The sequence below is a fragment of the Stenotrophomonas sp. YJH_SMC_82 genome, assembly GCF_059368875.1.
Genome location: NZ_JCAFSE010000002.1, coordinates 118,099 through 138,416, shown reverse-complemented (window position 1 = coordinate 138,416; position 20,318 = coordinate 118,099). Strand labels below are relative to the sequence as shown.

Here is a 20,318-nt window from a genome sequence, read left to right as displayed (position 1 = left end):
CATATCGATTGGGAATGCCGCAGGAGCTCGTCAGAACTCATGAACGGTACGGTCGGTATCATCGGTGTGCCTTCTTACGTCGCGATGAGGAGGGGGGGCAGAATCGCCGCCATCGTACACATACATGGTGGTTTGAATGTCTACCCCGATCCAATCCCGCGCGATCCTGGTCTTGGGTGCCGGTGAGCTCGGAATGCCAGTTATTCGGAATCTCGCCCGTCTAGGAAAGGAGCACGGCGCAAGCATCAGCGTGATGCTCCGATCCGCTTCCATTGCTTCGGACTTGCCTGAGAAGCGCGTTGTGGTTGATGAAATCCGCTCGCTGGGTGTGGCCATTGTTTCTGGCGACCTGGTGGCTGCCACTGTGGACGAGTTGGCGGCCATTTTCTCCAAGTACGACACCGTGATTGGCTGCACGGGTTACGCGGCTGGCCGCGACACGCCGATGAAGGTTGCGCGTGCTGCAGTGAAGTCGGGTATCCCGAGGTACTTCCCTTGGCAGTTCGGTGTGGACTTCGACGCAATTGGGCGAGGTGGTCCGCAGGATCTGTTCGATGCCCAGCTCGATGTGCGCGACTATCTGCGTTCTCAGTCCGCCATGGACTGGGTCGTCATTTCCACCGGGATGTTCACGAGCTATCTTTTCGAGCCCGAATTTGGTGTCATCGATCTGAAGGGGAAGAGGGTGAATGCCTTGGGTTCGCCGACTAACGCTGTGACGCTCACCACACCGGATGACATTGGCGCAATGACCGCTCAGATCGTCTTCCATACACCCACGATTCGCAACGAGATCGTCTATCTTGCGGGTGACACGATTCGGTATGAAGCGCTGCCGGCCATGTTGGAAGAACACTTTGGTAGCCCCTTCGACTTCGCAGTGTGGGACGTTCCGCGATTGATGCGGGAGCTGGCAGACGACCCCTCGAATATGATCAAGAAGTACCGCGCTGCCTTCGCTCAGGGCAGGGGCGTATCTTGGGGAATGGAAAAGACCTTCAATGCCAAGACCGGAGCGAAGCTGGAAAGCGTCAGGGACTGGATGAGGGCCAACCTCACTACCTCGTAGGCGTTGCTGGCTTCTAAGAAGGGCACCGGGATCCGGTGCCTTCTCTTTTGGGCATGGCATGGGCGTGGCCTCGCAGCTGCAGCAGGCCCGGCGCCTGGCCGAGGCCGGGGCGAAGGAGGTGGAGCGGGTGAAGGAAGCGCTGGAACCACGCCGGCCGCCCAAGGAGATCAAGCCAAGGGCGAGGTATCCCATGAAGGCGTCGGTCAGGGCAGGTAGAGAGCAGCTGTCCAGCGCTCGAATCTGATCCCCCGTTCAGGGGAGGCGGTCGCCGCTGATTGCTTGCCACACTTGCCCTTTCACTAGAGAGAGCAACGATGAGCGCCAGCAATCGCAAGACCGCCAGCTTCGGAGTGCCGTGGGAGTCGGCCTACGGGTACGTACAGGCCGTCCGCGTCAACAACACGATCTTCGTGTCCGGTCAGCTCTCGCACACGCCACAGGGGGAGCTGGTCGCGCCGGCGGAGCTGGGGGCTGACGGCAAGCCCGCCAACTTCGACACCATGGAAGCCCAGATGAGGCGCACTTACGAGAACGCCCAGGTGCTGCTGGCAGAGCTGGGTGGGTCGCTTGCGGACGTGGTCGAGGAAACGCTGTTCGTCATCGATGTGCCGGCGGCCTTCGCCGCAAGTGGCAAGGTCCGGCCGGCCGTGTATGGCCAGCCGGTGCCGCAGGTGGCCAGTAACCTGATTGGGGTCTCGGCGCTGGCCTTCCCCGAGCAGCTGATCGAGATTGCCTTCCGGGCAGAAGTCCAGAGCTGAAGACAGGAGCGGATGGGGGCGTATGCGTCCCATACGCCAAGTCCGCGCCGGAGGCCGGAGGCCGCAGGCGGAGTGCGGGCCGCGGCGTGCGCCCGCCGCCGAAGGAGACCAAGTCCTGGGCGGAAGGATCCAATCAAGGCTTGGGTGGGGCGGGACACGCGCGGATATGGCGTAGCTACCGAAGGAATGCTGGAGGCTCCGCTGCCGACGCTGGGTAGCGGCGCCCAGGCTTCGGTGCGGGACTCAGAGCTGAACCGCGTCTAGGCTGTTAGCCTTGTTTCCATGCACTGGTGCGCGGAGTGAAGGCTCTAAGCAGGTTCCAGCGGCGACGAAGTTCTAGACGTTCACGTGGCAGTCTGTTAGGTTGGCTCGTCGCAAAGGAACGGCGAACACAGGGGATAGTGATGAAAGGCGCGCTGACCACAACATATTGTGGTTTTTATGGGCTTGACGCGGGTAAGCCGTCGGCTCATTGGCCTCGAATCGAGGCGCCAACTAACCATCATGGTTGAAAAGTGGCAGCCCAAGGCCCACTATACAACTTGCGTGACATACAAGATCTCTTGCGAGACGACAAGTGCATCTTCACCTCTAATGCGCAAGCAGGCTATCAAGAGCTCGGCTTCGAGACGAAAGAGCAAGCGATTGAGTGCATTCTGTGGCTCGATCCGAGTGAGTATCGCACGACGCTTGAGTATGAAGACGGAAAGTTCTGGGACGACTACGTGGCGAAAATTCATTGTCCTGCCACGAAGACAATGCGTCGTGTTTACATAAAATTGCGAATTCCGTCACCTTCTTCCGTTCAACACGTCGTTGTCACCTCCTTCCATGCCGAGAAGGTTATTGCTCCATGAATGATATTTGCCCTATCTGCGAAGTCGGATCTTTGGTCCCTGGGACAGGTAGTCAAACAATTTCCTATAACGGCAAGAGCCTTGTCGTACACGGACTTGGGTTCGCCAAGTGTGAGTGCTGTGGGGAGGAGTTGGTTTTCCCAGAAGTGGCCAAGGCGAATGACAAGATATATGCGGATGCCAAGCGCGGCGCTGATGGCTTGTGGACCTCTGATCGCATCTTGGAGTGGAGGACTCGCTGGCGCATAAGTCAGCAGCAAGCCGCGAAGATCCTTGGTGGTGGTGTTAACGCGTTTTCTAAGTATGAGCGTGGAGAGGTGGTCCAAAGCAAGTCTATGGACTTGTTAATGCGAGTATTTAATGAAAGTGCGGAGGCTAGAAATTTCCTTCTTGCCCAGGCCGGCGAGCTGGATGCCTTGGGCTGGAAGCGTCAAGAAGATATAGTAGTGCCTAATGTAAAAGCTGCTGCCGTTAGGATCGATAACATTATGGATTATGTGAGTGGGCTACATGGATTGCAGCAGCATGCTGCGGCGAATTGGGAAGCCCAGGATGTGATGTATGCCGAGGCCGTCTAAGCGTACGGATTTCGATCCGACCGAGTATTTCTCGCTTAATGAGATATATCTTTGGTCGTGCTCCTTGTCTCGTGACGGGAGCTATGATCCCTCTGCTCACAAAGGGCGTTTAGTCGCACAGTCGTTCCAGCGCGCCACCCCGGATGTGTTCAAGGTGGACGTGGAGGGTGAGGATGAGTCGTCGGTGCTTCTTAGAGTTCTGGTGAATTTGGGCGTCCGGTCCGTTCTTCAGGCCGACCCGCACAGCGTCGCTGAGCATGAAGATGATGATGCACACGAGGAAGTAATTTTCACTCTTGAAGCTACCTTTGCGGTGGAGTACTTCGTCCTTGATAACCCCTCTAAGGAAGATTTTCTGGGGTTTGTGGATTTTAATTGCGTCCATAATGTATGGCCGTTCTGGAGAGAGCACGTTCTGTCTACTCTTAGACAGGCCTCCTTGCCCATACCGGCCGTACCGCTTTTTGCTGGGCGCGGATCAGCTAAAAAGAAGAAGATCGCCAAGATCGGCGCCGTTGAATAGTGTCAAACTTGGGAATCCAGTCTGCATAATGCAGGCCTTCCACTATCGTCTGGCCGCAGGGCGCGAGCGAGGACAAGGCTGCATCAGTCGCAACTAGGTGCCGGCGCTCAAGCAACCCGTAGCCGCGTCACATTGCCGGAGCGCAGCCGATCTAGGTAGTCAGCCCACTCCTGCATCATGCGGATACGCTCCTCGAGGTGGGTCGTGCGGTTGTAGGCCCGTCCGTTCAGATCCTTCACTTCATGCGCCAGTTGGTTCTCGATGAAGTCTGGGCGGAAGCGCAGGGCTGAGCGTATGAGCGAGACGTAGTAGTGTCCGCCCGCTCATGCCACTGCAGCGTGGCGTTTGAGCAAAATGGACCCAAGCTGGTCCCATCCAGCTTGCAAGTCGTTGATTGAAGGCACAGTGGAAGCCCCCTCCTAAGGGGAAGGTCGCCCGTTCGAATCGGGCCGGGGTCACCATAAATCAACGGCTTACGTTATCGGCCGTTGGCAGGATGTGCTCTATTTGGATCTTTTTTGGTGAGGTTTTGGCACAGTTGGCACAGCGTTTGCGTGCCAGGCCGGGTCCATTGGTGCTCTACTCTAGTCAGGGATGCTGGACGATTATGACCCAGAAGCACTCTAGGGCGGCATTAAGTCGCGGCTCCAGCGAGCGTGCTCAGCGGCTGCTTAACCTGCGAGCTTCTCTTGACGGACTAGGTATTGGCGCGGGCTTTGCCAGCGTGGTTGGGGCAATTCTACTTTCAGATGCTCTCGGTCTTCCGCGCACTCTAATGATCAGCGCGTCGGCGATCATCGCGGGTCTATGCACCGCCGACATTGTCAGCCTATACCTCCGCGGAAAAATCACCCTGGGAAGTACTGCAACGGTGACCATCACTCCGATGAGGGCCAACAGCCTCACGGAAGAGGAAATTACTGATCTGCGCAACGTGTTGAGCGACTTGGGCAGTAGATTCCGCGAGTCAGCACAGGATGATAGTTCAGGTGCAGATCGGCTACTACGGCATTCGCGTGCGGTCATTGACGAAGCGAGAAAGCGTTTGCTCGAAAATGCTTCTCAAATCAATAAGCGATCTCAAGTCAGCTTGGTAACCGGAAGCGGCATAGCGGTGGGAGCCGTTCTAATTCTCCTGGCTTTTGCGTTCCCGCCCATCCCGATGTATTCCCTTCGGTGGGAGCAAGTGTTATGGGCTTATCTGCCAAAACTTGGTGTAATTGTGATGCTGGAGGTGTTCGCGTTCTTCTTCTTGAGGCTCTATAGAGCGTCGCTAGTGGAGTCTCGTGCCGTTCACGCTGATTTGAACGCTCTGGCCTTGAAGGAAGCCGCATTAGTTGCCGCTTGGGCTGAATCGGATCAGCAGCGCCTGCAGCTCGCAACGACTGTCATTGAACCTGCGCCTGAAGGCTATCGCCCTGCCGATGACTCCAGCCATGGCTTGGATCCCAAATTGGTTGCGGATCTGATGGCATCAATTTCCAAGTTGGTACGCGGATGACTCTGGGATGGCAATCAGAACCTTAGAGCTGCGACAGCCGTGTCGTCGCCGTCCGGTGTCAGATGGGCGTAGTACTTCTCGTTTGTAGCGTATTCTGCGTGTCCGGCAGGCAGTTGGACACGCCGCAGCGGCACACCTGCCATCACGAGATGCGCGCAAAAGGTATGCCGGAGCCGGTGTAAGTGGCCACCGACCCCGGCCCGCTCCGAATCTCTTTTGAACCAGTCCGACACGGTGTCCTTGTGCACCACTACGAGCGGATCGGGCAGGTGGCGCAACGCCCACCTGGCATAGCGGTTCAGTGGAACCTCCCGCCACCTCCCTGACTCGGTTCTGCCTTCGCCACTGCGGATCGAACGGGAGCAGGGTGCGCGGGTCGACCTTCTTGTCGGGCGGGAAGCTGAAAATGTCGAGCTGGTTGCGCAAGCGACCTCCGTGGATGGGTTGCCGGCTGTTGGAACCCGGCCGGCACGGGCTCCCTGCGCTACAGGGGGAGAGCGCAGGGCAGGGGTCAGTGGGTGTCGTCGGCGGGTAGCGCTGTGCGCGCTCTCTCAGCCGAGTGCTGCCGCATCTCGTCGCGGAACGCGGGCCAGTTGCGCCGCAGGTCGCGCACGCCGCACCAGGTGAAGAAGACAACGCCAGCAGCAAAGGGTGGGAGGAGTGAGCCGGCATCGGTGTAGATGGCGCGCGCGAGCAGCGCCAGCAGCGGGCCGACGACGGCGGCGCAGTAGAAGTAATTGCGCCGCGCATAGGCATCGACTGGAACCCGTACACCAACGATGGCCCTGTAACGTTTCACTTCGAAAAGCTGACCACCCAGGCGGACGGTACGGTATTGGAGCGACCTACTCCAGCACGTTACGAACTACACAGGCCTGCGCGATCAAGCGAGGATCATAATGAAGGTCGTGTTTAAGGACGGCTCCTCGGTTGTTGTCGTCGTCAACCTCGAGCATCAGAATGGACAGTCCGAAGTCGGTAGTGAGCGTACCGCCGCAGGGCAGTTGATTCCGACCGATATTCAGCAGGTGAGTGGTACTTGGACTGACTACGGCGGAGAGAATCTTGCAAGGATGGTCACCCATCTTCAGGGTCTCGGTGCAACGATGTCGGCATCTGGTCCGCCGTCGACGGGTAGTGTCAAGGCAATTACCTGTAGTGGCGCCGGGGTCGCTAAGGTTTGCAACGTCGAGTATATGATCCGCTGATGGCGTGTTGGGCGACTTGCAATAGGCAAATGGGGCCGCTTTAGCGGCCCCATTTTGTTTGAACTCTCAATTGGCTTCTTATTTCTTGCGGCGACTGAGTGCAAGGACTATCGCAATAATCGCTACTGGGATCAGGATAACCGCCAGCAGGATGATCCAATGCCAGATGCTGAAACCACCCATGCTTTATATCCCTATGAAGTGACGCTTGGATGGTAGCATCTCGAAGTCGATGCCTCTAAAGCGTGATTCGTATCGAATGACACAGATCAACTTCGCTGCCGCACGCTAGGATGCAGCACAACCGTGGTGCTTGAGTGGCGCCACGCGAAGGAGTTGAGTCGAGCACGCCCATCGAGTCCACGCTAGCGGCTGCGAGTCGCTCGACCAGCCCAGCGAAGGCGTGCAGGTCGATGCCCGATTCGGTCACCGGCGTAAGAGGAAAGGCGCTGAGGCCGGGGATCATGCCGGATCCCGAGGGCAGAAGGAAAAAAGGGATTGTCAGGTGTGGCGGCGGTGGACGATCGGCATTGCTTATTGCCCTGGTACAAAATTCAAGCGCTGCCGTGCAACGTGATCCGGCCGCCGGGATCGCGCACCATGGCGGCCATCCTTCCTTGCGCGCACGCCATGACTGAGTACCTTCGCCCCGTGCAGCCTCCGCACTTCGCCGCCATCGGCGCGTGGCTGGATTCGGCCAGCGCAACCCGGCGCTGGGCCGGTCCCGGCGTGGCGTATCCGCTCGTGCCGGACGCATTCGCGCACGCACTGCAACTGCAGCAGCGCCCGGGCTGGGTGCTGCTGGATGCGCATGGCCACTGCCTTGGTTTCGGCCAGTACTGGCCAACGACCTCCGGCACGCTGCACCTGGGCCGCATCATCGTTTCGCCGCGGGCACGCGGGCGTGGACTGGGACGTGTACTGATGCAGGCGCTGATGGCGCAGGCGTTGCAGTCGCCCGGGGCGGAGCGGCTGACCCTGCGTGTCTATCGTGACAACGTCGCGGCGGTGACCCTGTACCGCGACCTGGGCTTTCAGCCGATGGAAGACGCTTCGACGCCGGAACTGCTGTTCATGCAGCACCGTGCCGGCTGAGTGGTGATCACGCGCGCAGCACGGAAGCCTGTTGCGCCTGCCATTGCTCGCGGGTGATGCGGCTGATGTGTTCGGTGCGGTAGTCGCCGAGGAAGCTGTTGAACTTGTTCACTTCGGTATGGTGATGCTGGAAACCGCATTTGCTCTGTACGCTCAGGGACTGCAGGTTGTCGGTGAAGTAGCCGCACCACAGTGCGTCCAGGCGCAGGCCGAGGAAGGCGTGCCGCATCACTTCGCGCACTGCTTCGGGCACCAGGCCGCGCCCCCAGTACGGTACGCCGATCCAGTAGGCGATCTCGCCTTCGCGCTCGCCGATCTCGAAGTTGCTGTCGGCACCGATCAGGATGCCGACGCAGCCGATGGCGTGGCCATCTTCGCGGCTCTGCAGGGCATAGACCTCCGGCCGGTTGAACACGGTGCGGATGATCTCGGTACTTTCCTCGATGCTGGTGTGGGCTGGCCATCCGGCGATGGGCCCGACGCGCAGGTCGCGGGCGTATTCGTACAGGTCGGCGGCGTCGGTGTCGCGCCAGGGGCGCAGGATCAAGCGTTCGGTATGCAGCGGCATGGCCGTTCCAGGGGCAGGAAGAGAGCGCACAGGCTAGGCCGTGCCGCGTTACCGGCACAGGGCGGGACCTTGATGTTTTCGGTACTTTTCACAACTGCCTCGTTGGCGCAGGTATGCTGTGCCCCGGAATGCAGCCGGATCGGCCAATGGACCGCATACCCCAGCTTCTGGATCAGGACGAATCGATGCGCCTGGAGGTCAGTACGCTGGCCGAGGGGCAGGGGGTTCCGCTGTCGTTCGGGCACGCGTATCTGGCGGTACTGGTGTGCGTGTCCGGGCGTGCGCGCTTCGCACTGAACTTCCGTGAGGTGGCGGTGCAGCGGCACGACGTGCTGGTGCTGGCCGAGGACACGCTGGCGCTGCTGCGGAAGCGATCGCGTGGCTTCCTGGCGGTGGTCTGCCTGATGCCGAAGGCGCTGGCGTCGGAGGTGGCCTACGTACTGCCCAACGCGCTGTTCAAGTTCCTGCATGAGCATCCCCATTGCGTGCCGTCGCCGCTGGAGGTGCCGCTCCTGCAGGGCTGGCTGCAGCAGCTGATGGACGCGCAACATACTGGGGGCCGCTATCGGCACGTGATGCTGCGCAATCTACTGCAGACCTTTTTCCTGAAATTCGCCACGCTGTTGCCGGCACAGAAGGGGGCCGCAGCGCCGGTCAGCCGGCGCGAGCGCCTGGCCTGGAATTTCTGGGAACTGGTCGGCCAGCGCAGTACCCGCCAGCGCGACGTGCAGTCTTATGCCGATGCGTTGTGCATCACACCGTTCTATCTTTCACAGCTGACCCGCGAGTGCTTCGATGAAACACCCAAGGCGTTGATCGACCGCCAGGTGGTGCTGGAGATCAAGGCGCTGCTGAGCTACAGCGAGCTCCCGATCGGGCGCATCGCCGAGCGATTGTGCTTCGAGGATGCGTCCTACCTGTGCCGCTACTTCCGGCGGCACACCGGGCAGTCGCTGACTGGCTACCGCCGTGCGAGGGCAGGGCGGCGCTGGTGGGATGCGAACAGCGGTGCCGGCAATTCGGGCAGCAGATCCTCGGTAACCCCGCCGAGCACGCGTTCGACCACGCAGTCGCGGCGGTAGGGCCCCAGCACCCGCAGATCGGCTTCGCCAGGCCTGGCGAAAGGTCAATCCTGCTTCAACAGCTCGACCAGCTGGCGCAGGCGATAGGGCTTGGGCAGGAACTCCACCTGCTCCGGCAGCGGCGGCAGCTGCGAGCGCGCATAGCCGGAGGACAGGATCATGCGTGCCTGCGGCTGTTCGCGGGCGACGTGCTCGCTGAGTTCGATGCCGGACATGCCGTTGGGCATGCTGACATCGCTGAACACCACGTCAAAACGCGCCTCGCCCTTGAGCAGCTCCGCCGCCTCGTGGCCATCGGCGGTGGTGGCGACCTCGATGCCGAAATCGCGCAGGGCCAGGCCGATCATCTCGCGCAGATCGTTCTGGTCCTCCACCATCAGTACGCGGATGGGTTCATCGGTCATGGGTTGCTTCCTCTGATGCGGGTAACAGCAGGCTTACCGTCGTGCCGACACCGGGCGTGGTGGACACATCGACGAAGCCGCCGCTCTGGGTAGTGAATCCGAACACCTGGCTCAGGCCCAGGCCGCTGCCCTTGCCGATGTCCTTGGTGGTGAAGAAGGGCTCGCTGGCGCGCTCGGCGATGTCGGCCGCCATGCCATGGCCTTCGTCACAGACGCTGAGGGTGACATAGCCGCGTTGCAGCGTAGTGTCCGCATCCGGGTCGAGCCGATGTTCCAGCGCGGTGCCGATCAGGATGCGCCCGCCATCGATGGTGGCCTCCACGGCATTTGCCACCAGGTTGGCCAGGGCAGCCTGCAGCTGCATCGCGTCGGTGCACACCTGCGGCAGGCCCGGCGTGAGGCAGGCGTCCAGCGTCACCGTGGGTGGGCAGGCGCGCTGCAGGCCCGGCAGCCATTGCTGTACCAGCGTGTTGATGTCCAGCGGTTCGCGGATCAGGGTCTGGCCCGTGCTGAAGGCCAGCAGCTGGCGGGTCAGCAGGGCGCCGCGGTCGGTGGCCGCCTGCGCAGCGTCCAGCAGCTCGGCGGCGCGTGCATCGTCACCGCGGACGCGTAGCGACAGCAGGTCCAGTGCGTTGCCGATGGTGGTCAGCAGGTTGTTGAACTCGTGCGACAGGCCGCGGCTGAGCCGGCCGACCGTCTCGAACTGCTGGGTGTTGCGCAGCGCACGCTGGGCATCGCGCAGCAGTCGCTGTGCCTGCCATTGCTCGGTGATGTCGCGGGTGATCTTGACGAAGCCAAGCAGTTCGCCCGCTTCAACGACCGGCTCGATGACCACGCTGGCGCGGAACGAGGAGCCGTCGCGGCGTACCCGCCAGCCCTCGCTTGCAACATGGCCCTGCTGCGCCGCGAGGCGGAGCAGGCGCTGCGGTTCGCCGGCCTCGCGCTCGGTGGCCAGGTAGAATCGACCGAAGTGCGTACCCACCACTTCATCGGCTGAATAGCCCTTGATGCGCTCGGCGCCCGGGTTCCAGCTGCAGACGATGCCTTCAGGATCAAGCAGGTACAGCGCATGGTCGCGCACGCTGTCGATCAGCAATCGCAGTTGTCGGGAAGGGTCCGTCAGCACGGACGTCGTAGAGGCAGCTGCGTCCACGTGTAGATAAGTGTTACCCCTGTGAGGGACGTGAAGCTAGGCATTCAAGTGTGAAGGATGCGTGCACACCTGACACGTGCCATTTGTCCTGTGCGGCTGAATGCGACACGGAGTACCATCTTCCACCCTTTGCCTTCTGGAACCGACCTGCATGCGTCCTGGTGCGACTACGCGTGACCGCTGGATCTGGATGACCTCTGCCGTATTGCTGGCGGCGACCATCGCGCTGGAACTGGTGGTGCCGCTGGGATACGCGGTCTGGCTGGCCTATTTCCTGGCCGTGGGCGTCACGGTGTTCCAGCGCAGTGCGCGCGCGCCGTTCGTGGTCGCGATGATCGCCTGTGTCCTGCTGGTGATCGGCTTCAACGTGGCGCCCGCCAGCAACAACTCGTCGTTCTCGTTCGTCAACCGCACCATCGGTGGCTGCGCCTTCCTGATGATCGCGCTGATCGTCTCGCGCGCCATCCAGGCCCGCCGCCAGGCCATGCGCGCGCTCTGGCTGCAGGAGGCCGAGAACGCGGTGGCGTCGAGCCTGCGCGGTGACCTGGGGCCGGAGCAGATCGCCGAGGCGGCTGCGACGAGCCTGGCCGGGCAGCTGGACGCGGAGGTCGGTGCGGTCTATCGGCTGGAAGGCGGACGGCTGCAGCTGACCGGTGGCATGGCGCTGCCTTCGGGCGCGCCGGCCTCGCTGGCCCTGCACGAAGGGCTGGCCGGGCAGGTCGCTCGTGATGAACGGATCCGCCACCTGCATGGCGACGATGCCGCCGTGCTTGAACTGCAGACCAGCCTGGGCCGGCTGCCGGTGCGCGAGCGCATCCTGGCGCCGCTCAGCAGCGACGGTGCCGTGGTCGGCATCATCGAACTGGGCCGCGCCCGGGTCGGTGAACAGCGTGATCTGGATCGCGAGCTGCTGGAGCGCTGTGCCGAGACCATCGGCATGGCGCTGCGCGCATCGCTGTTGCGTGCGCAACTGGTGGTGCTGCTGGAAGAGTCGCAGCGCCAGGGCGAGGAGCTGCAGGCCCAGCAGGAAGAGCTGCGCGTGGCCAACGAGGAACTGGAAGAGCAGAGCCGCAGCCTGCTGCAGTCGCAGAGCCACCTGGAAGAACAGCAGGCCGAGCTGGAACAGAGCAACGTGCAGCTGGAAGAGCGCACCCACGAGCTGGAGGCGCAGAAGCAGGCGCTGCTGGTCGCGCAGAGCCAGCTGGTGCGCAACAGCAACGAACTGGCCGCGACGTCGCGCTACAAGTCCGAGTTCCTGGCCAACATGTCGCACGAACTGCGCACGCCGCTGAACAGCTCGCTGATCCTGGCCAAGCTGCTGGCCGACAACAAGGACGGCACGCTCACCGAGGAACAGGTGAAGTACGCCCGTGCGATCCTCTCGTCCAACAACGATCTGTTGGCACTGATCAACGACATCCTCGACCTGTCGCGCATCGAGGCCGGCCATGTCGAGCTGTCCGATGAAGTGGTGGTGGTCGACAGCGCGCTGCAGCGCCTGCGCGAGACCTTCGAGCCGATGGCGCGGCAGAAGGGCCTGGCCCTGCAGATCGAAGCCGATGCGCTGGCACCGAGCCAGCTGGTGGTCGACAGCCAGCGGCTGCAGCAGATCCTGAAGAACCTGCTGGCCAACGCGGTGAAGTTCACCGAGCACGGAAAGGTCAGCCTGCACGTGCGTGCGGCCGGCAATGGCCGCATCCGGTTCGAGGTCTGCGACACCGGCATCGGCATCGCCCGCGAGCAGCTGGACGTCATCTTTGAAGCCTTCCGCCAGGCCGACGGCAGCACCCGCCGTCGCTACGGCGGTACCGGCCTGGGCCTGTCGATCTCGCGCGATCTGGCCGAGCGCATGGGCGGCCAGATCCAGGTCGACAGCGAGCCCGGGCGCGGGAGCTGCTTCATCCTGGAGCTGCCATTGCAGGGCGCCCCCGCGGCGAGCGCAGCCGAGGCTGCCGAGGCCCCCGTGGCAGTGCCGGCGCCGGCACGGACATCTGCCGTGCTGCCGCCGGCGCCGGTGCGCGCTGCCACTGCGGCGGCGCCGGCCACTGCGTCGGCCGGCGTGGCCGACGACCGCGGCCGCCGCCAGCGCGCCGGGCGCCTGATCCTGGCGGTCGAGGACGATGCCACGTTTGCCGAAGCACTGGTGGCCCTGGCCCATGAACTGGACTTCGACTGCGTGGTGGCGGGTACGGCGGAAGAAGCGCTGACACTTGCCAGTGAGCTGCGTCCGAACGGCATCCTGCTTGATATCGGCCTGCCGGACGTGTCGGGCCTGAGCGTGCTGGAGCGCCTGAAGCGCAACCCCGAAACCCGCCACATCCCGGTGCATGTGGTCTCGGCAACGGACCGCAGCCAGGTGGCGCGCGAGCTGGGCGCGATCGGCTTCGCGATCAAGCCGACCACGCGCGAGCGGCTGGTGACGGCCATCGAGCAGCTGGAACAGACCAGCCAGCGCGACGTGCGGCGCCTGCTGATCGTCGAGGACGACAGCGAGCTGCGCAGCAACCTGGAACTGCTGCTGGGCCGCGACCAGCTGCAGATCGTCGCGGTGGGCACCCTGGCCGGCGCACTGGAACAGCTCAGCACGGTCACGTTCGACTGCATGGTGATGGACCTGTCGCTGCCCGACGGCAGCGGCTACGACCTGCTTGAACACATGGCCGGCAACGATGAGGTCGGTTTCCCGCCGGTGATCGTCTATACCGGCCGCGCGCTCAGCCGCGAGGAAGAGCAGCGCCTGCGCCGCTATTCCAAGAGCATCATCATCAAGGGTGCGCGTTCGCCGGAACGCCTGCTGGATGAAGTGACCCTGTTCCTGCACAGCGTCGAGGCCAGCCTGCCGACCGACCAGCAGCGCCTGCTGCGCGAAGCGCGCCGTCGCGACACCGTGCTCGATGGCCGTACCGTGCTGCTGGCCGAAGACGATGTCCGCAACATCTTCGCGCTGTCCAGCGTGCTCGAACCGCTCGGCGTCACGCTGGAGATCGCGCGCAATGGCCAGGAAGCGGTGGATCGCCTGGCCGAGCGCGAGGTCGATCTGGTGCTGATGGACATCATGATGCCGGAGAAGGATGGGCTGGCCGCGATGCGCGAGATCCGCGCACAGCGCCACCTGCAGGACCTGCCGATCATCGCGCTGACCGCCAAGGCCATGCCGGACGACCGTGAGCGATGCCTGCAGGCCGGTGCCAACGATTACATCGCCAAGCCCATCGATGTCGACAAGCTGGTCTCGCTGTGCCGTGTCTGGTGCTCGCGGCAATGAACGAGCAGGCGCTGTTCGACCTGGAACTGAAGGTGCTGCTGGAAGCGCTGTACCAGCGCTACCACTACGACTTCCGCAGCTACGCGGTATCGTCGCTGCGGCGGCGCATCCGCCAGGCCATGCAGCGCTACGAGTGCGAGCGGCTGGCCGACCTGCAGCACCGCCTGCTGCACGAGCCGGACCTGTTCGCGCAGGCGATGCAGTTCTTCACAGTGCAGGTGTCGGAGATGTTCCGTGACCCGGCCTATTTCCGTGAGCTGCGCGAGCAGGTGGTGCCGGTGCTGCGCACCTATCCCTCGGTGAAGCTGTGGGTGGCTGGCTGCAGTACGGGCGAGGAAGTGTGGTCACTGGCGATCCTGCTGCACGAGGAAGACCTGCTCGAGCGCAGCATCGTTTACGCCACCGACATCAATCCGGCAGCGCTGGCCACCGCCGAAGCCGGCGCCTATGGCATCGACCGCATGGCCCAGTTCAGCCGCAACTACCTGGCGGCCGGCGGCACCGCTTCGCTCTCCGACTACTACGCCACGGCCTACGATGGCGCGGTGTTCAACCGCCAGCTGCGCCGCAACGTGGTGTTCGCCGACCACAGCCTGGCCACCGACACCGTGTTCTCCGAAGTGCACCTGGTGTCGTGCCGCAACGTGCTGATCTATTTCAACCGCGACCTGCAGGATCGCGCGGTGGGCCTGTTCCGTGATGCGCTGGTGCATCGCGGCTTCCTTGGCCTGGGCAGCAAGGAGTCGCTGCAGTTCGGGCGCCACCACGGTGCGTTCGAGGTCTGCTCGCGCGAGCATCGCCTGTACCGGAAAGTCGCCTGATGAGCCTGCCGATACGACCGGCCGTGCTGGTGATCGGGGCCTCTGCGGGTGGGGTCGCAGCGCTGCAGACGGTGCTTGGCGCGCTGCCTGCGGCACTGCCGGCGCCGGTGCTGGCAGTGCTGCACCTGCCACGCGATCGCAGCAGCCGCATCGCCGAAGTGCTGGCGCCGTACTGCGCGCTGCCGGTGCGCGAGGCCGAAGACAAGCAGCCGCTGCAGCCTGGCACGGTGACCTTTGCGCCACCGGACTATCACCTGCTGGTGGAAGACGCCGGTTCGCTGGCGCTGTCGGTGGACGCCCCGGTGCTGTTTTCTCGCCCGGCCATCGATCCGCTGTTCGAGTCGGCGGCAGCGGTGTTCGGCGCGCAGGTGCTGGCCCTGCTGCTGACCGGTGCCAGCAGTGATGGCAGCGAAGGCGTGGCCGCCGTGCGCGCCGCTGGTGGCCGCGCCTGGCTGCAATGTCCCGAGGAGGCCGAGGCATCGATGATGCCGGCCTCCGCCCTGCAGCACGCTGGCGCCGATGCCGTGCTGCCCCTTGAACTGATGTGCCGTCGCCTGAAGGAGTTGTTTGCATGAACCTGTTGCCACCGGACCCTGCGCAGTCGCAGACCCCGGTCAACCTGCTGATCGTCGATGACGTGCCGCAGAACCTGGTAGCCATGCAGGCGCTGCTGCAGCGCGAGGGCGTGAACCTGCTGCTTGCGGGCTCGGGTGCGCAGGCGCTGGAGCTGCTGCTGGAGCACGAGGTGGCGCTGGCATTGCTGGATGTGCACATGCCGGAGATCGATGGTTTCACCCTGGCCGAGCTGATGCGCGGTTCGCACCGCAGCCGCGATGTGCCGATCATCTTCCTGACCGCCTCGCCGGATGACCCGGTGCGTGCCTTCAAGGGCTACGAAACCGGTGCGGTCGATTTCCTGCACAAGCCGGTCGCACCGCAGGTGATCCTGAGCAAGGTCAACGTCTTCATCGAGCTCTACCAGCAGCGCCAGCTGCTGAAGGCGCGCAACGAGGCGCTGGAACGTTCGCTCAAGCTCAACGAGACGATGGCGGCCGTGCTCACCCATGACCTGCGCACGCCGCTGTCGGCGATCCTGCTGTGTGCCGACAAGCTGGCGCTGGAGCTTCCAGAGGACAATGCCGGTGCGCAGCAGACCCTGAAGCACCTGGAAGCCAGCACCCTGCGCATGGCGCGGATGGTCGAGCAGCTGCTGGACTTTTCGCGGATCCGCAGCGGCGGCCTGCGCCTGCAGGCAAGTGCCTGCGATCTTGCGGAAGTGACGCGTGCCGTGGTGGCCGAAGCGGGCAGCGCCCACGGCCACGCACGGGTGCATCTCGACATGCAGGGCGATACCCGCCTGCAGGGTGATCTGGATCGGCTTGGCCAGGTCGCCGCGAACCTGGTCGGCAACGCGCTTACCCATGGCAGCGAGGCGAGGGTGGAGGTGGACGGCCGCGATCCGCGCAGCGTGCTGCTGCGGGTAAGCAACGCCGGGCGGATCGACGACGCGCTGCTGCCGCGATTGTTCGAGCCGTTCAAGGCCAGTTTCCACCCCAGCAATGGCCTGGGGCTGGGCCTGTACATCGTTGATCAGTTCGTCCGCGCGCACGGCGGCCACATCGGCGCGCGCAACGAGGCGGGGCAGGTGGTGTTCGAGGCGACGCTGCCACGGCGCTCTGAAAGCCCGGCAACGGCGGCCAGCTGAATCCTTCAGCAAGCGACGCGTGGATCTGAGACGGGCTCGTCCGCAACTGCTACCGTGGCGGCAGATATTGCCAAGGAAGCACCATGCCACTGCGTGCGATCGCCTATGTCAGCCGGGCGCTGCCGGATCTCTCCGCTCGACGGCTGCAGGCGCTGGTCGACGATGCGGCCCGCTTCAACAAGATGGCCGGCGTGACCGGCGTGCTGCTGCACGACGGCGGGCGTTTCCTGCAGTACATCGAAGGGCCGCCGGATGGCATCGGTTCGGTCTACGAACGCATCCTGCAGGCCGGCAGCCATATCGACATCATTGAACTGGCGCGCGGCCGCCTGGGCCAGCGCCAGTTTCCGTACTGGTCGATGCGCGCGCTGCCGGTGGAGGAGGCGCTGTTGCGCCAGCTGTCATCCAGTGACTGGTCGGGCTTTACCCGTACGCTGCAGGGTGATCGCTCCGCGCCGACGCCGGTGGACCTGCTCGACAACATTGTGCAGCCAGCACTGCACGCCGGCTGAGCGTCAGCCCGAGGCGCCGCCGCCGCAATAGGCGGCATGCAGCGCCTGCAGCACGCCCAATGCGGGCCCTTCCTGCATGCGGTAGTGGATGGCCTGTGCTTCGCGCCGGGTCGCCACGATGTCCATATCGCGCAGCACAGCCAGGTGCTGCGACAGCGCGGACGCACTCAATCCGGTCAGCGCCTGCAGCTCCGGTACCGGCGCTTCGCCTTCGACCAGGCGGCACAGCACGCGCAAGCGGGCAGGATGGGCCAGGCGCTTGAGCAGGGCAGCGGCCTGCGCGGCGTGCTTGGCCATCGCGGCACTGTCGAGCGGGGTGCTGGGCATGGTTGACCTTTTTGTTTAGACGTGTCTAATTTAGATAAATCTAAATAAAAGGGCAATCCCATGAAGGGCGTGAATGAGGGCGGGGCATGAACCTGCCGTGGACTGCGGTAGCCGGCGGTGGGTTGATCGGCGCCGCCGCAGTGCTGTTGCTCGCCACCCTCGGGCGTGTGGCCGGTATCAGCGGGATCGCCGCAGGCAGCCTGCGCGCAGCGGAAGGCGAGCGCGGATGGCGCTGGGCCTTCCTGTCTGGCCTGCTCGCGGCGGCCGGGCTGGTGCTGTGGTGGCAGTCGCTGCCCGAAGCGTTGCCGCGGGTACAGTTGCGCGATGCCTTGCCTGCCTGGCAGTTGATCGGCGCCGGCCTGCTGGTGGGCTTCGGCACCCGCTTGGGCAGTGGCTGTACCAGTGGTCACGGCGTCTGTGGCATGGCTCGCGGCTCGAAGCGCTCGCTGCTGGCGGTGCTGGTGTTCATGGCCTGCGCGATGCTGACGACGTTCCTCATCCGCCACGGCGGAGGCCCGGCATGAGCCGCGCGACAGGGGCCGCGGCAGCGGCGGGTGCGCTGTTCGGTGCGGGGCTGGCGCTTTCGGGGATGACCGACGCGCGCCGTGTGCTCGGCTTCCTCGACATTGCAGGTGATTTCGATCCCACCCTGGTGTGGGTGCTGGGCTCGGCGCTGCTGGTCAGTGCGGTCGGCCAGCGCTGGGTGCTGCGCCGCGCGCAGCCGTGGTTCGCGGTGCGCTTCCAGCTGCCCAGTGCGCGTGATGTCGATGCGCGCCTGCTGCTGGGCGCCGCACTGTTCGGTATCGGCTGGGGATGGGCTGGCTATTGCCCGGGACCGGCCATCGCCGGGCTGGCAGTCGCATCGCGTGAAGGGCTGTGGTTCGTGCCTGCGATGCTTGCAGGTTTCTGGCTGCACGATCGGGTCGTACGCTGAGGCTTCACCCCTGTGTCACCCTGCGTGCGGTCAGATCCGGGGTTCACGGGGAAAGGAGCACAACGACATGGTACGGATGAAGTGGACGGGCAGGGCAATGCTGGCGGTCGCACTGGCCGCTGCGGTGGTACCGGCGCTGGCCTGCACGCGCGCGGTGTACCTGGGTGACAACGGTGATGTGATCACCGCACGCTCGATGGACTGGAAGGTCGACGTGGCGACCAACCTCTATGTGCTGCCGCGCGGCATCGCGCGCACCGGCCAGGCCGGACCGAAGTCGCTGGCCTGGACAGCGCGCTATGGTTCGGTGGTGGCCACCGGCTACGACGTGTCGACCACCGATGGCATGAACGAGAAGGGCCTGGTGGCCAACCTGCTGTGGCTGGTCGAATCGGAGTATCCGCAGCAGCGCGGCAACAAGCCGGGACTGGCGATCTCGCTGTGGGCGCAGTATGTGCTGGACAATTTCGCGACCGTGGATGAGGCAGTGGCGGCGCTGAAGCGCGAGCCGTACTCGATCGTCACCGACAAGGTGCCGGGCGAGGACCGCCAGGCAACGCTGCATCTGTCGCTGTCCGACGCGAGCGGCGACAGTGCCATCGTCGAGTACATCGGGGGGCGCCAGGTGATCCACCATGACCGGCGCTACCAGGTGATGACCAACTCGCCGATCTTCGAGCAGCAGCTGGCACTCAACAGCTACTGGCAGCAGATCGGTGGCACGGTGATGCTGCCAGGTACCAACCGCTCGTCCGACCGCTTCGCGCGTGCGTCGTTCTACATCAATGCCATTCCCAAGGCCGAGGACCCGGTGGAAGCGCTGGCCAGCGTGTTCAGCGTGATCCGCAATGCGTCGGTGCCGTATGGCATCACCACGCCGGGCGAGCCGAACATCTCATCGACGCGCTGGCGCACGGTGGCCGACCACAAGCGGCGGTTGTACTTCTTCGAATCGGCGCTGACCCCCAACACCTTCTGGATCGATCTGAACAAGGTCGATTTCGGCGGCCAGGTGCTCAAGCTCGACCTTGGCAAGGACCAGCGCAACACGTTCGCCGGCGATGCATTGGGTCACTTCGTACCCAGTGCACCGTTCGCCTTCCTCGGCGTGGACGGCTAGCGCGAGGCCTGGTCCGGCGCGTCCTTCGGATAGACCGCCAGCACGCTGCAGCCCGGGCGGGCGAAGCGCGGCGTGCTGGCGCGCATGTCGCCGGGGATTCCGGACGACGTCTCCACGATGCGATCGCCCGGATTGCCACAGATCAGGCCGTTCTGGAAACCGGACTGGAATTCCACCGAGGTCGCCCCGGCCAGGATCGAGCAGCTGCCGGCCAGTTCGACGCGGTAGTAGCGATTGCCGCCATTGCGGCGCGGATTGGTCTCCACCACCACGCCTTGCGGATCCTCGTTCCAGCTGCGCACATGGCGGGTGGCGAAGCAGAACGCTGGCGAGGCCTGGAAGGTATGGCGCGGGCTGCTGCCGCCACGGCTGGGCTTGCCTGTGGCGGTCACGTTCACCGGCGGCAGGGTGGCCGCGTACAGGCGGCTGCTCTGGCGAGCGGTGCTGGCGAACTCCCGGTTGTCGATGGGGGTGACACTGCCGACGCCGCAGCGGCGGCCATCCACCATCACCTGTTCACTGGGGCGGCCGCAGGCCCAGCCCGAAGGCGCCTCCAGCCGCAGTGCGCTGGCTTCGTTGACACCCGGGCAGGCTGCGCTGAAGTCGATGCGGAAGGCCTGGCCCCTGCCATCACGGACCGCGATGGCGGTCGGTGTCTCCTGCTCGACCTGGCGTACGTCACGTGCGTCCAGGCAGTGCGGTGCAGGTGCGATGCGCTCGGCGGCCGATGGCGCGGATGGCGCCTGGGCCAGGGCGGCCAGGGGTAAGGCGCTGGCCAGTGCCAGCGGAAGCAATCGGATCATGCTGTTCATCCTGCCATCCCTGCGTCTGTAACTGG

At 64.0% G+C, this 20,318-nt stretch carries 23 protein-coding genes, 1 tRNA gene and 2 pseudogenes; 18 read left to right on the top strand and 8 right to left on the bottom strand.

Going from position 1 to position 20,318, the window contains the following annotated elements:
- Positions 1–136 precede the first annotated feature (136 nt).
- From AC5P53_RS08135 to AC5P53_RS08115, 5 genes are all read left to right on the top strand, one after another.
- Positions 137–1,069 carry an aromatic alcohol reductase gene (locus AC5P53_RS08135; protein WP_074725417.1) on the top strand — a complete coding sequence of 311 codons (933 nt, stop codon included), beginning with the start codon at positions 137–139 and terminating at the stop codon, positions 1,067–1,069.
- A 314-nt stretch (positions 1,070–1,383) separates the two neighbouring features.
- Positions 1,384–1,827, top strand: a complete 444-nt coding sequence (locus AC5P53_RS08130; RefSeq protein ID WP_197639734.1) for a RidA family protein — start codon at positions 1,384–1,386, stop codon at positions 1,825–1,827.
- Positions 1,828–2,342: 515 nt separating this feature from the next.
- Positions 2,343–2,684 (top strand): type II toxin-antitoxin system MqsR family toxin, encoded by a 342-nt coding sequence (locus tag AC5P53_RS08125; RefSeq protein ID WP_401733640.1) that lies wholly within the window; start codon positions 2,343–2,345, stop codon positions 2,682–2,684.
- The gene (locus AC5P53_RS08120; protein ID WP_197639741.1) at positions 2,681–3,262 is read left to right on the top strand and encodes a type II toxin-antitoxin system MqsA family antitoxin; all 582 of its coding nucleotides are present in this window, start codon (positions 2,681–2,683) and stop codon (positions 3,260–3,262) included. Before AC5P53_RS08125 ends, AC5P53_RS08120 begins: the two co-directional genes overlap by 4 nt.
- On the top strand, positions 3,246–3,785 hold the full coding sequence (locus AC5P53_RS08115) for a hypothetical protein (RefSeq protein WP_401733636.1): 540 nt from the start codon (positions 3,246–3,248) through the stop codon (positions 3,783–3,785). The genes AC5P53_RS08120 and AC5P53_RS08115 overlap by 17 nt, the downstream gene beginning before the upstream one ends.
- Before the next feature lie 107 nt (positions 3,786–3,892).
- Here AC5P53_RS08115 and AC5P53_RS08110 read toward each other — a convergent pair.
- Positions 3,893–4,069 (bottom strand): annotated as a pseudogene (locus tag AC5P53_RS08110) (tyrosine-type recombinase/integrase); the annotation flags it as partial.
- 73 nt (positions 4,070–4,142) lie between these two features.
- On the opposite strand from AC5P53_RS08110, the gene AC5P53_RS08105 reads away from it, so the two are divergent.
- Together AC5P53_RS08105 and AC5P53_RS08100 are read left to right on the top strand one after the other, a co-directional pair.
- Positions 4,143–4,246, top strand: a tRNA-Ser gene (locus AC5P53_RS08105).
- 146 nt (positions 4,247–4,392) lie between these two features.
- Positions 4,393–5,286 carry a DUF2207 domain-containing protein gene (locus AC5P53_RS08100; RefSeq protein WP_142234637.1) on the top strand — a complete coding sequence of 298 codons (894 nt, stop codon included), beginning with the start codon at positions 4,393–4,395 and terminating at the stop codon, positions 5,284–5,286.
- Between the two features lie 14 nt (positions 5,287–5,300).
- Here the strand turns inward: AC5P53_RS08100 and AC5P53_RS08095 are convergent, their stop codons facing one another.
- Together AC5P53_RS08095 and AC5P53_RS08090 are read right to left on the bottom strand one after the other, a co-directional pair.
- On the bottom strand, positions 5,301–5,519 hold the full coding sequence (locus tag AC5P53_RS08095) for a tyrosine-type recombinase/integrase (RefSeq protein WP_241887017.1): 219 nt from the start codon (positions 5,517–5,519) through the stop codon (positions 5,301–5,303).
- A gap of 278 nt (positions 5,520–5,797) precedes the next feature.
- Complete coding sequence (locus AC5P53_RS08090; protein WP_241886751.1) at positions 5,798–6,085, bottom strand: hypothetical protein; 288 nt, start codon at positions 6,083–6,085, stop codon at positions 5,798–5,800.
- 100 nt (positions 6,086–6,185) lie between these two features.
- On the opposite strand from AC5P53_RS08090, the gene AC5P53_RS08085 reads away from it, so the two are divergent.
- Together AC5P53_RS08085 and AC5P53_RS08080 are read left to right on the top strand one after the other, a co-directional pair.
- Positions 6,186–6,494: a hypothetical protein gene (locus AC5P53_RS08085; protein WP_142234638.1), complete on the top strand. Its 309-nt coding sequence runs from the start codon at positions 6,186–6,188 to the stop codon at positions 6,492–6,494.
- A gap of 630 nt (positions 6,495–7,124) precedes the next feature.
- The gene (locus AC5P53_RS08080; RefSeq protein WP_142234639.1) at positions 7,125–7,589 is read left to right on the top strand and encodes a GNAT family N-acetyltransferase; all 465 of its coding nucleotides are present in this window, start codon (positions 7,125–7,127) and stop codon (positions 7,587–7,589) included.
- Between the two features lie 7 nt (positions 7,590–7,596).
- Here the strand turns inward: AC5P53_RS08080 and AC5P53_RS08075 are convergent, their stop codons facing one another.
- Positions 7,597–8,157, bottom strand: a complete 561-nt coding sequence (locus AC5P53_RS08075; protein ID WP_241886752.1) for a GNAT family N-acetyltransferase — start codon at positions 8,155–8,157, stop codon at positions 7,597–7,599.
- Between the two features lie 146 nt (positions 8,158–8,303).
- On the opposite strand from AC5P53_RS08075, the pseudogene AC5P53_RS08070 reads away from it, so the two are divergent.
- Positions 8,304–9,198 (top strand): annotated as a pseudogene (locus AC5P53_RS08070) (helix-turn-helix domain-containing protein).
- Between the two features lie 85 nt (positions 9,199–9,283).
- Here AC5P53_RS08070 and AC5P53_RS08065 read toward each other — a convergent pair.
- Positions 9,284–9,643 carry a response regulator gene (locus AC5P53_RS08065; RefSeq protein ID WP_014646927.1) on the bottom strand — a complete coding sequence of 120 codons (360 nt, stop codon included), beginning with the start codon at positions 9,641–9,643 and terminating at the stop codon, positions 9,284–9,286.
- A complete protein-coding gene (locus AC5P53_RS08060; RefSeq protein WP_401730139.1) occupies positions 9,633–10,796 on the bottom strand; it encodes a two-component system sensor histidine kinase NtrB in 1,164 nt (387 codons plus the stop codon). Before AC5P53_RS08060 ends, AC5P53_RS08065 begins: the two co-directional genes overlap by 11 nt.
- Positions 10,797–10,947: 151 nt before the next feature.
- On the opposite strand from AC5P53_RS08060, the gene AC5P53_RS08055 reads away from it, so the two are divergent.
- From AC5P53_RS08055 to AC5P53_RS08035, 5 genes are all read left to right on the top strand, one after another.
- The gene (locus tag AC5P53_RS08055) at positions 10,948–14,061 is read left to right on the top strand and encodes a response regulator (protein ID WP_241886754.1); all 3,114 of its coding nucleotides are present in this window, start codon (positions 10,948–10,950) and stop codon (positions 14,059–14,061) included.
- A complete protein-coding gene (locus tag AC5P53_RS08050) occupies positions 14,058–14,882 on the top strand; it encodes a CheR family methyltransferase (protein ID WP_075076806.1) in 825 nt (274 codons plus the stop codon). The genes AC5P53_RS08055 and AC5P53_RS08050 overlap by 4 nt, the downstream gene beginning before the upstream one ends.
- Positions 14,882–15,457, top strand: coding sequence for a chemotaxis protein CheB (locus AC5P53_RS08045; protein ID WP_046430340.1), 576 nt, complete (start codon positions 14,882–14,884; stop codon positions 15,455–15,457). The genes AC5P53_RS08050 and AC5P53_RS08045 overlap by 1 nt, the downstream gene beginning before the upstream one ends.
- The gene (locus AC5P53_RS08040) at positions 15,454–16,587 is read left to right on the top strand and encodes a hybrid sensor histidine kinase/response regulator (protein ID WP_032957670.1); all 1,134 of its coding nucleotides are present in this window, start codon (positions 15,454–15,456) and stop codon (positions 16,585–16,587) included. Before AC5P53_RS08045 ends, AC5P53_RS08040 begins: the two co-directional genes overlap by 4 nt.
- Before the next feature lie 83 nt (positions 16,588–16,670).
- A complete protein-coding gene (locus AC5P53_RS08035; RefSeq protein ID WP_495227240.1) occupies positions 16,671–17,099 on the top strand; it encodes a BLUF domain-containing protein in 429 nt (142 codons plus the stop codon).
- Positions 17,100–17,102: 3 nt separating this feature from the next.
- On the opposite strand, the gene AC5P53_RS08030 is transcribed toward AC5P53_RS08035, so the two are convergent.
- Positions 17,103–17,426, bottom strand: coding sequence for an ArsR/SmtB family transcription factor (locus AC5P53_RS08030; protein WP_049406519.1), 324 nt, complete (start codon positions 17,424–17,426; stop codon positions 17,103–17,105).
- 86 nt (positions 17,427–17,512) lie between these two features.
- Here AC5P53_RS08030 and AC5P53_RS08025 point away from each other — a divergent pair, with 86 nt between their 5' ends.
- The 3 genes from AC5P53_RS08025 (at position 17,513) to AC5P53_RS08015 (ending at position 19,480) form a co-directional block, all read left to right on the top strand.
- The gene (locus tag AC5P53_RS08025) at positions 17,513–17,950 is read left to right on the top strand and encodes a YeeE/YedE family protein (protein WP_134808805.1); all 438 of its coding nucleotides are present in this window, start codon (positions 17,513–17,515) and stop codon (positions 17,948–17,950) included.
- Positions 17,947–18,360 (top strand): DUF6691 family protein, encoded by a 414-nt coding sequence (locus tag AC5P53_RS08020; RefSeq protein WP_134808806.1) that lies wholly within the window; start codon positions 17,947–17,949, stop codon positions 18,358–18,360. Before AC5P53_RS08025 ends, AC5P53_RS08020 begins: the two co-directional genes overlap by 4 nt.
- A gap of 67 nt (positions 18,361–18,427) precedes the next feature.
- Positions 18,428–19,480, top strand: a complete 1,053-nt coding sequence (locus AC5P53_RS08015; protein WP_241886756.1) for a linear amide C-N hydrolase — start codon at positions 18,428–18,430, stop codon at positions 19,478–19,480.
- Here AC5P53_RS08015 and AC5P53_RS08010 read toward each other — a convergent pair.
- Positions 19,477–20,283 carry a DUF6491 family protein gene (locus AC5P53_RS08010; protein WP_241886757.1) on the bottom strand — a complete coding sequence of 269 codons (807 nt, stop codon included), beginning with the start codon at positions 20,281–20,283 and terminating at the stop codon, positions 19,477–19,479. The two genes, AC5P53_RS08015 and AC5P53_RS08010, sit on opposite strands and share 4 nt — an antisense overlap.
- Between the last annotated feature and the right edge of the window lie 35 nt (positions 20,284–20,318).

Coding starts and splice junctions, on each gene's coding strand:
- AC5P53_RS08135 (WP_074725417.1), top strand. CDS start 137: ATGTCTACCCCGATCCAATCCCGCGCGATCCTGGTCTTGGGTGCCGGT.
- AC5P53_RS08130 (WP_197639734.1), top strand. CDS start 1,384: ATGAGCGCCAGCAATCGCAAGACCGCCAGCTTCGGAGTGCCGTGGGAG.
- AC5P53_RS08120 (WP_197639741.1), top strand. CDS start 2,681: ATGAATGATATTTGCCCTATCTGCGAAGTCGGATCTTTGGTCCCTGGG.
- AC5P53_RS08115 (WP_401733636.1), top strand. CDS start 3,246: ATGCCGAGGCCGTCTAAGCGTACGGATTTCGATCCGACCGAGTATTTC.
- AC5P53_RS08100 (WP_142234637.1), top strand. CDS start 4,393: ATGACCCAGAAGCACTCTAGGGCGGCATTAAGTCGCGGCTCCAGCGAG.
- AC5P53_RS08085 (WP_142234638.1), top strand. CDS start 6,186: ATGAAGGTCGTGTTTAAGGACGGCTCCTCGGTTGTTGTCGTCGTCAAC.
- AC5P53_RS08080 (WP_142234639.1), top strand. CDS start 7,125: ATGACTGAGTACCTTCGCCCCGTGCAGCCTCCGCACTTCGCCGCCATC.
- AC5P53_RS08075 (WP_241886752.1), bottom strand. CDS start 8,157: ATGCCGCTGCATACCGAACGCTTGATCCTGCGCCCCTGGCGCGACACC.
- AC5P53_RS08065 (WP_014646927.1), bottom strand. CDS start 9,643: ATGACCGATGAACCCATCCGCGTACTGATGGTGGAGGACCAGAACGAT.
- AC5P53_RS08055 (WP_241886754.1), top strand. CDS start 10,948: ATGCGTCCTGGTGCGACTACGCGTGACCGCTGGATCTGGATGACCTCT.
- AC5P53_RS08050 (WP_075076806.1), top strand. CDS start 14,058: ATGAACGAGCAGGCGCTGTTCGACCTGGAACTGAAGGTGCTGCTGGAA.
- AC5P53_RS08045 (WP_046430340.1), top strand. CDS start 14,882: ATGAGCCTGCCGATACGACCGGCCGTGCTGGTGATCGGGGCCTCTGCG.
- AC5P53_RS08040 (WP_032957670.1), top strand. CDS start 15,454: ATGAACCTGTTGCCACCGGACCCTGCGCAGTCGCAGACCCCGGTCAAC.
- AC5P53_RS08035 (WP_495227240.1), top strand. CDS start 16,671: ATGCCACTGCGTGCGATCGCCTATGTCAGCCGGGCGCTGCCGGATCTC.
- AC5P53_RS08030 (WP_049406519.1), bottom strand. CDS start 17,426: ATGCCCAGCACCCCGCTCGACAGTGCCGCGATGGCCAAGCACGCCGCG.
- AC5P53_RS08025 (WP_134808805.1), top strand. CDS start 17,513: ATGAACCTGCCGTGGACTGCGGTAGCCGGCGGTGGGTTGATCGGCGCC.
- AC5P53_RS08020 (WP_134808806.1), top strand. CDS start 17,947: ATGAGCCGCGCGACAGGGGCCGCGGCAGCGGCGGGTGCGCTGTTCGGT.
- AC5P53_RS08015 (WP_241886756.1), top strand. CDS start 18,428: ATGGTACGGATGAAGTGGACGGGCAGGGCAATGCTGGCGGTCGCACTG.
- AC5P53_RS08010 (WP_241886757.1), bottom strand. CDS start 20,283: ATGATCCGATTGCTTCCGCTGGCACTGGCCAGCGCCTTACCCCTGGCC.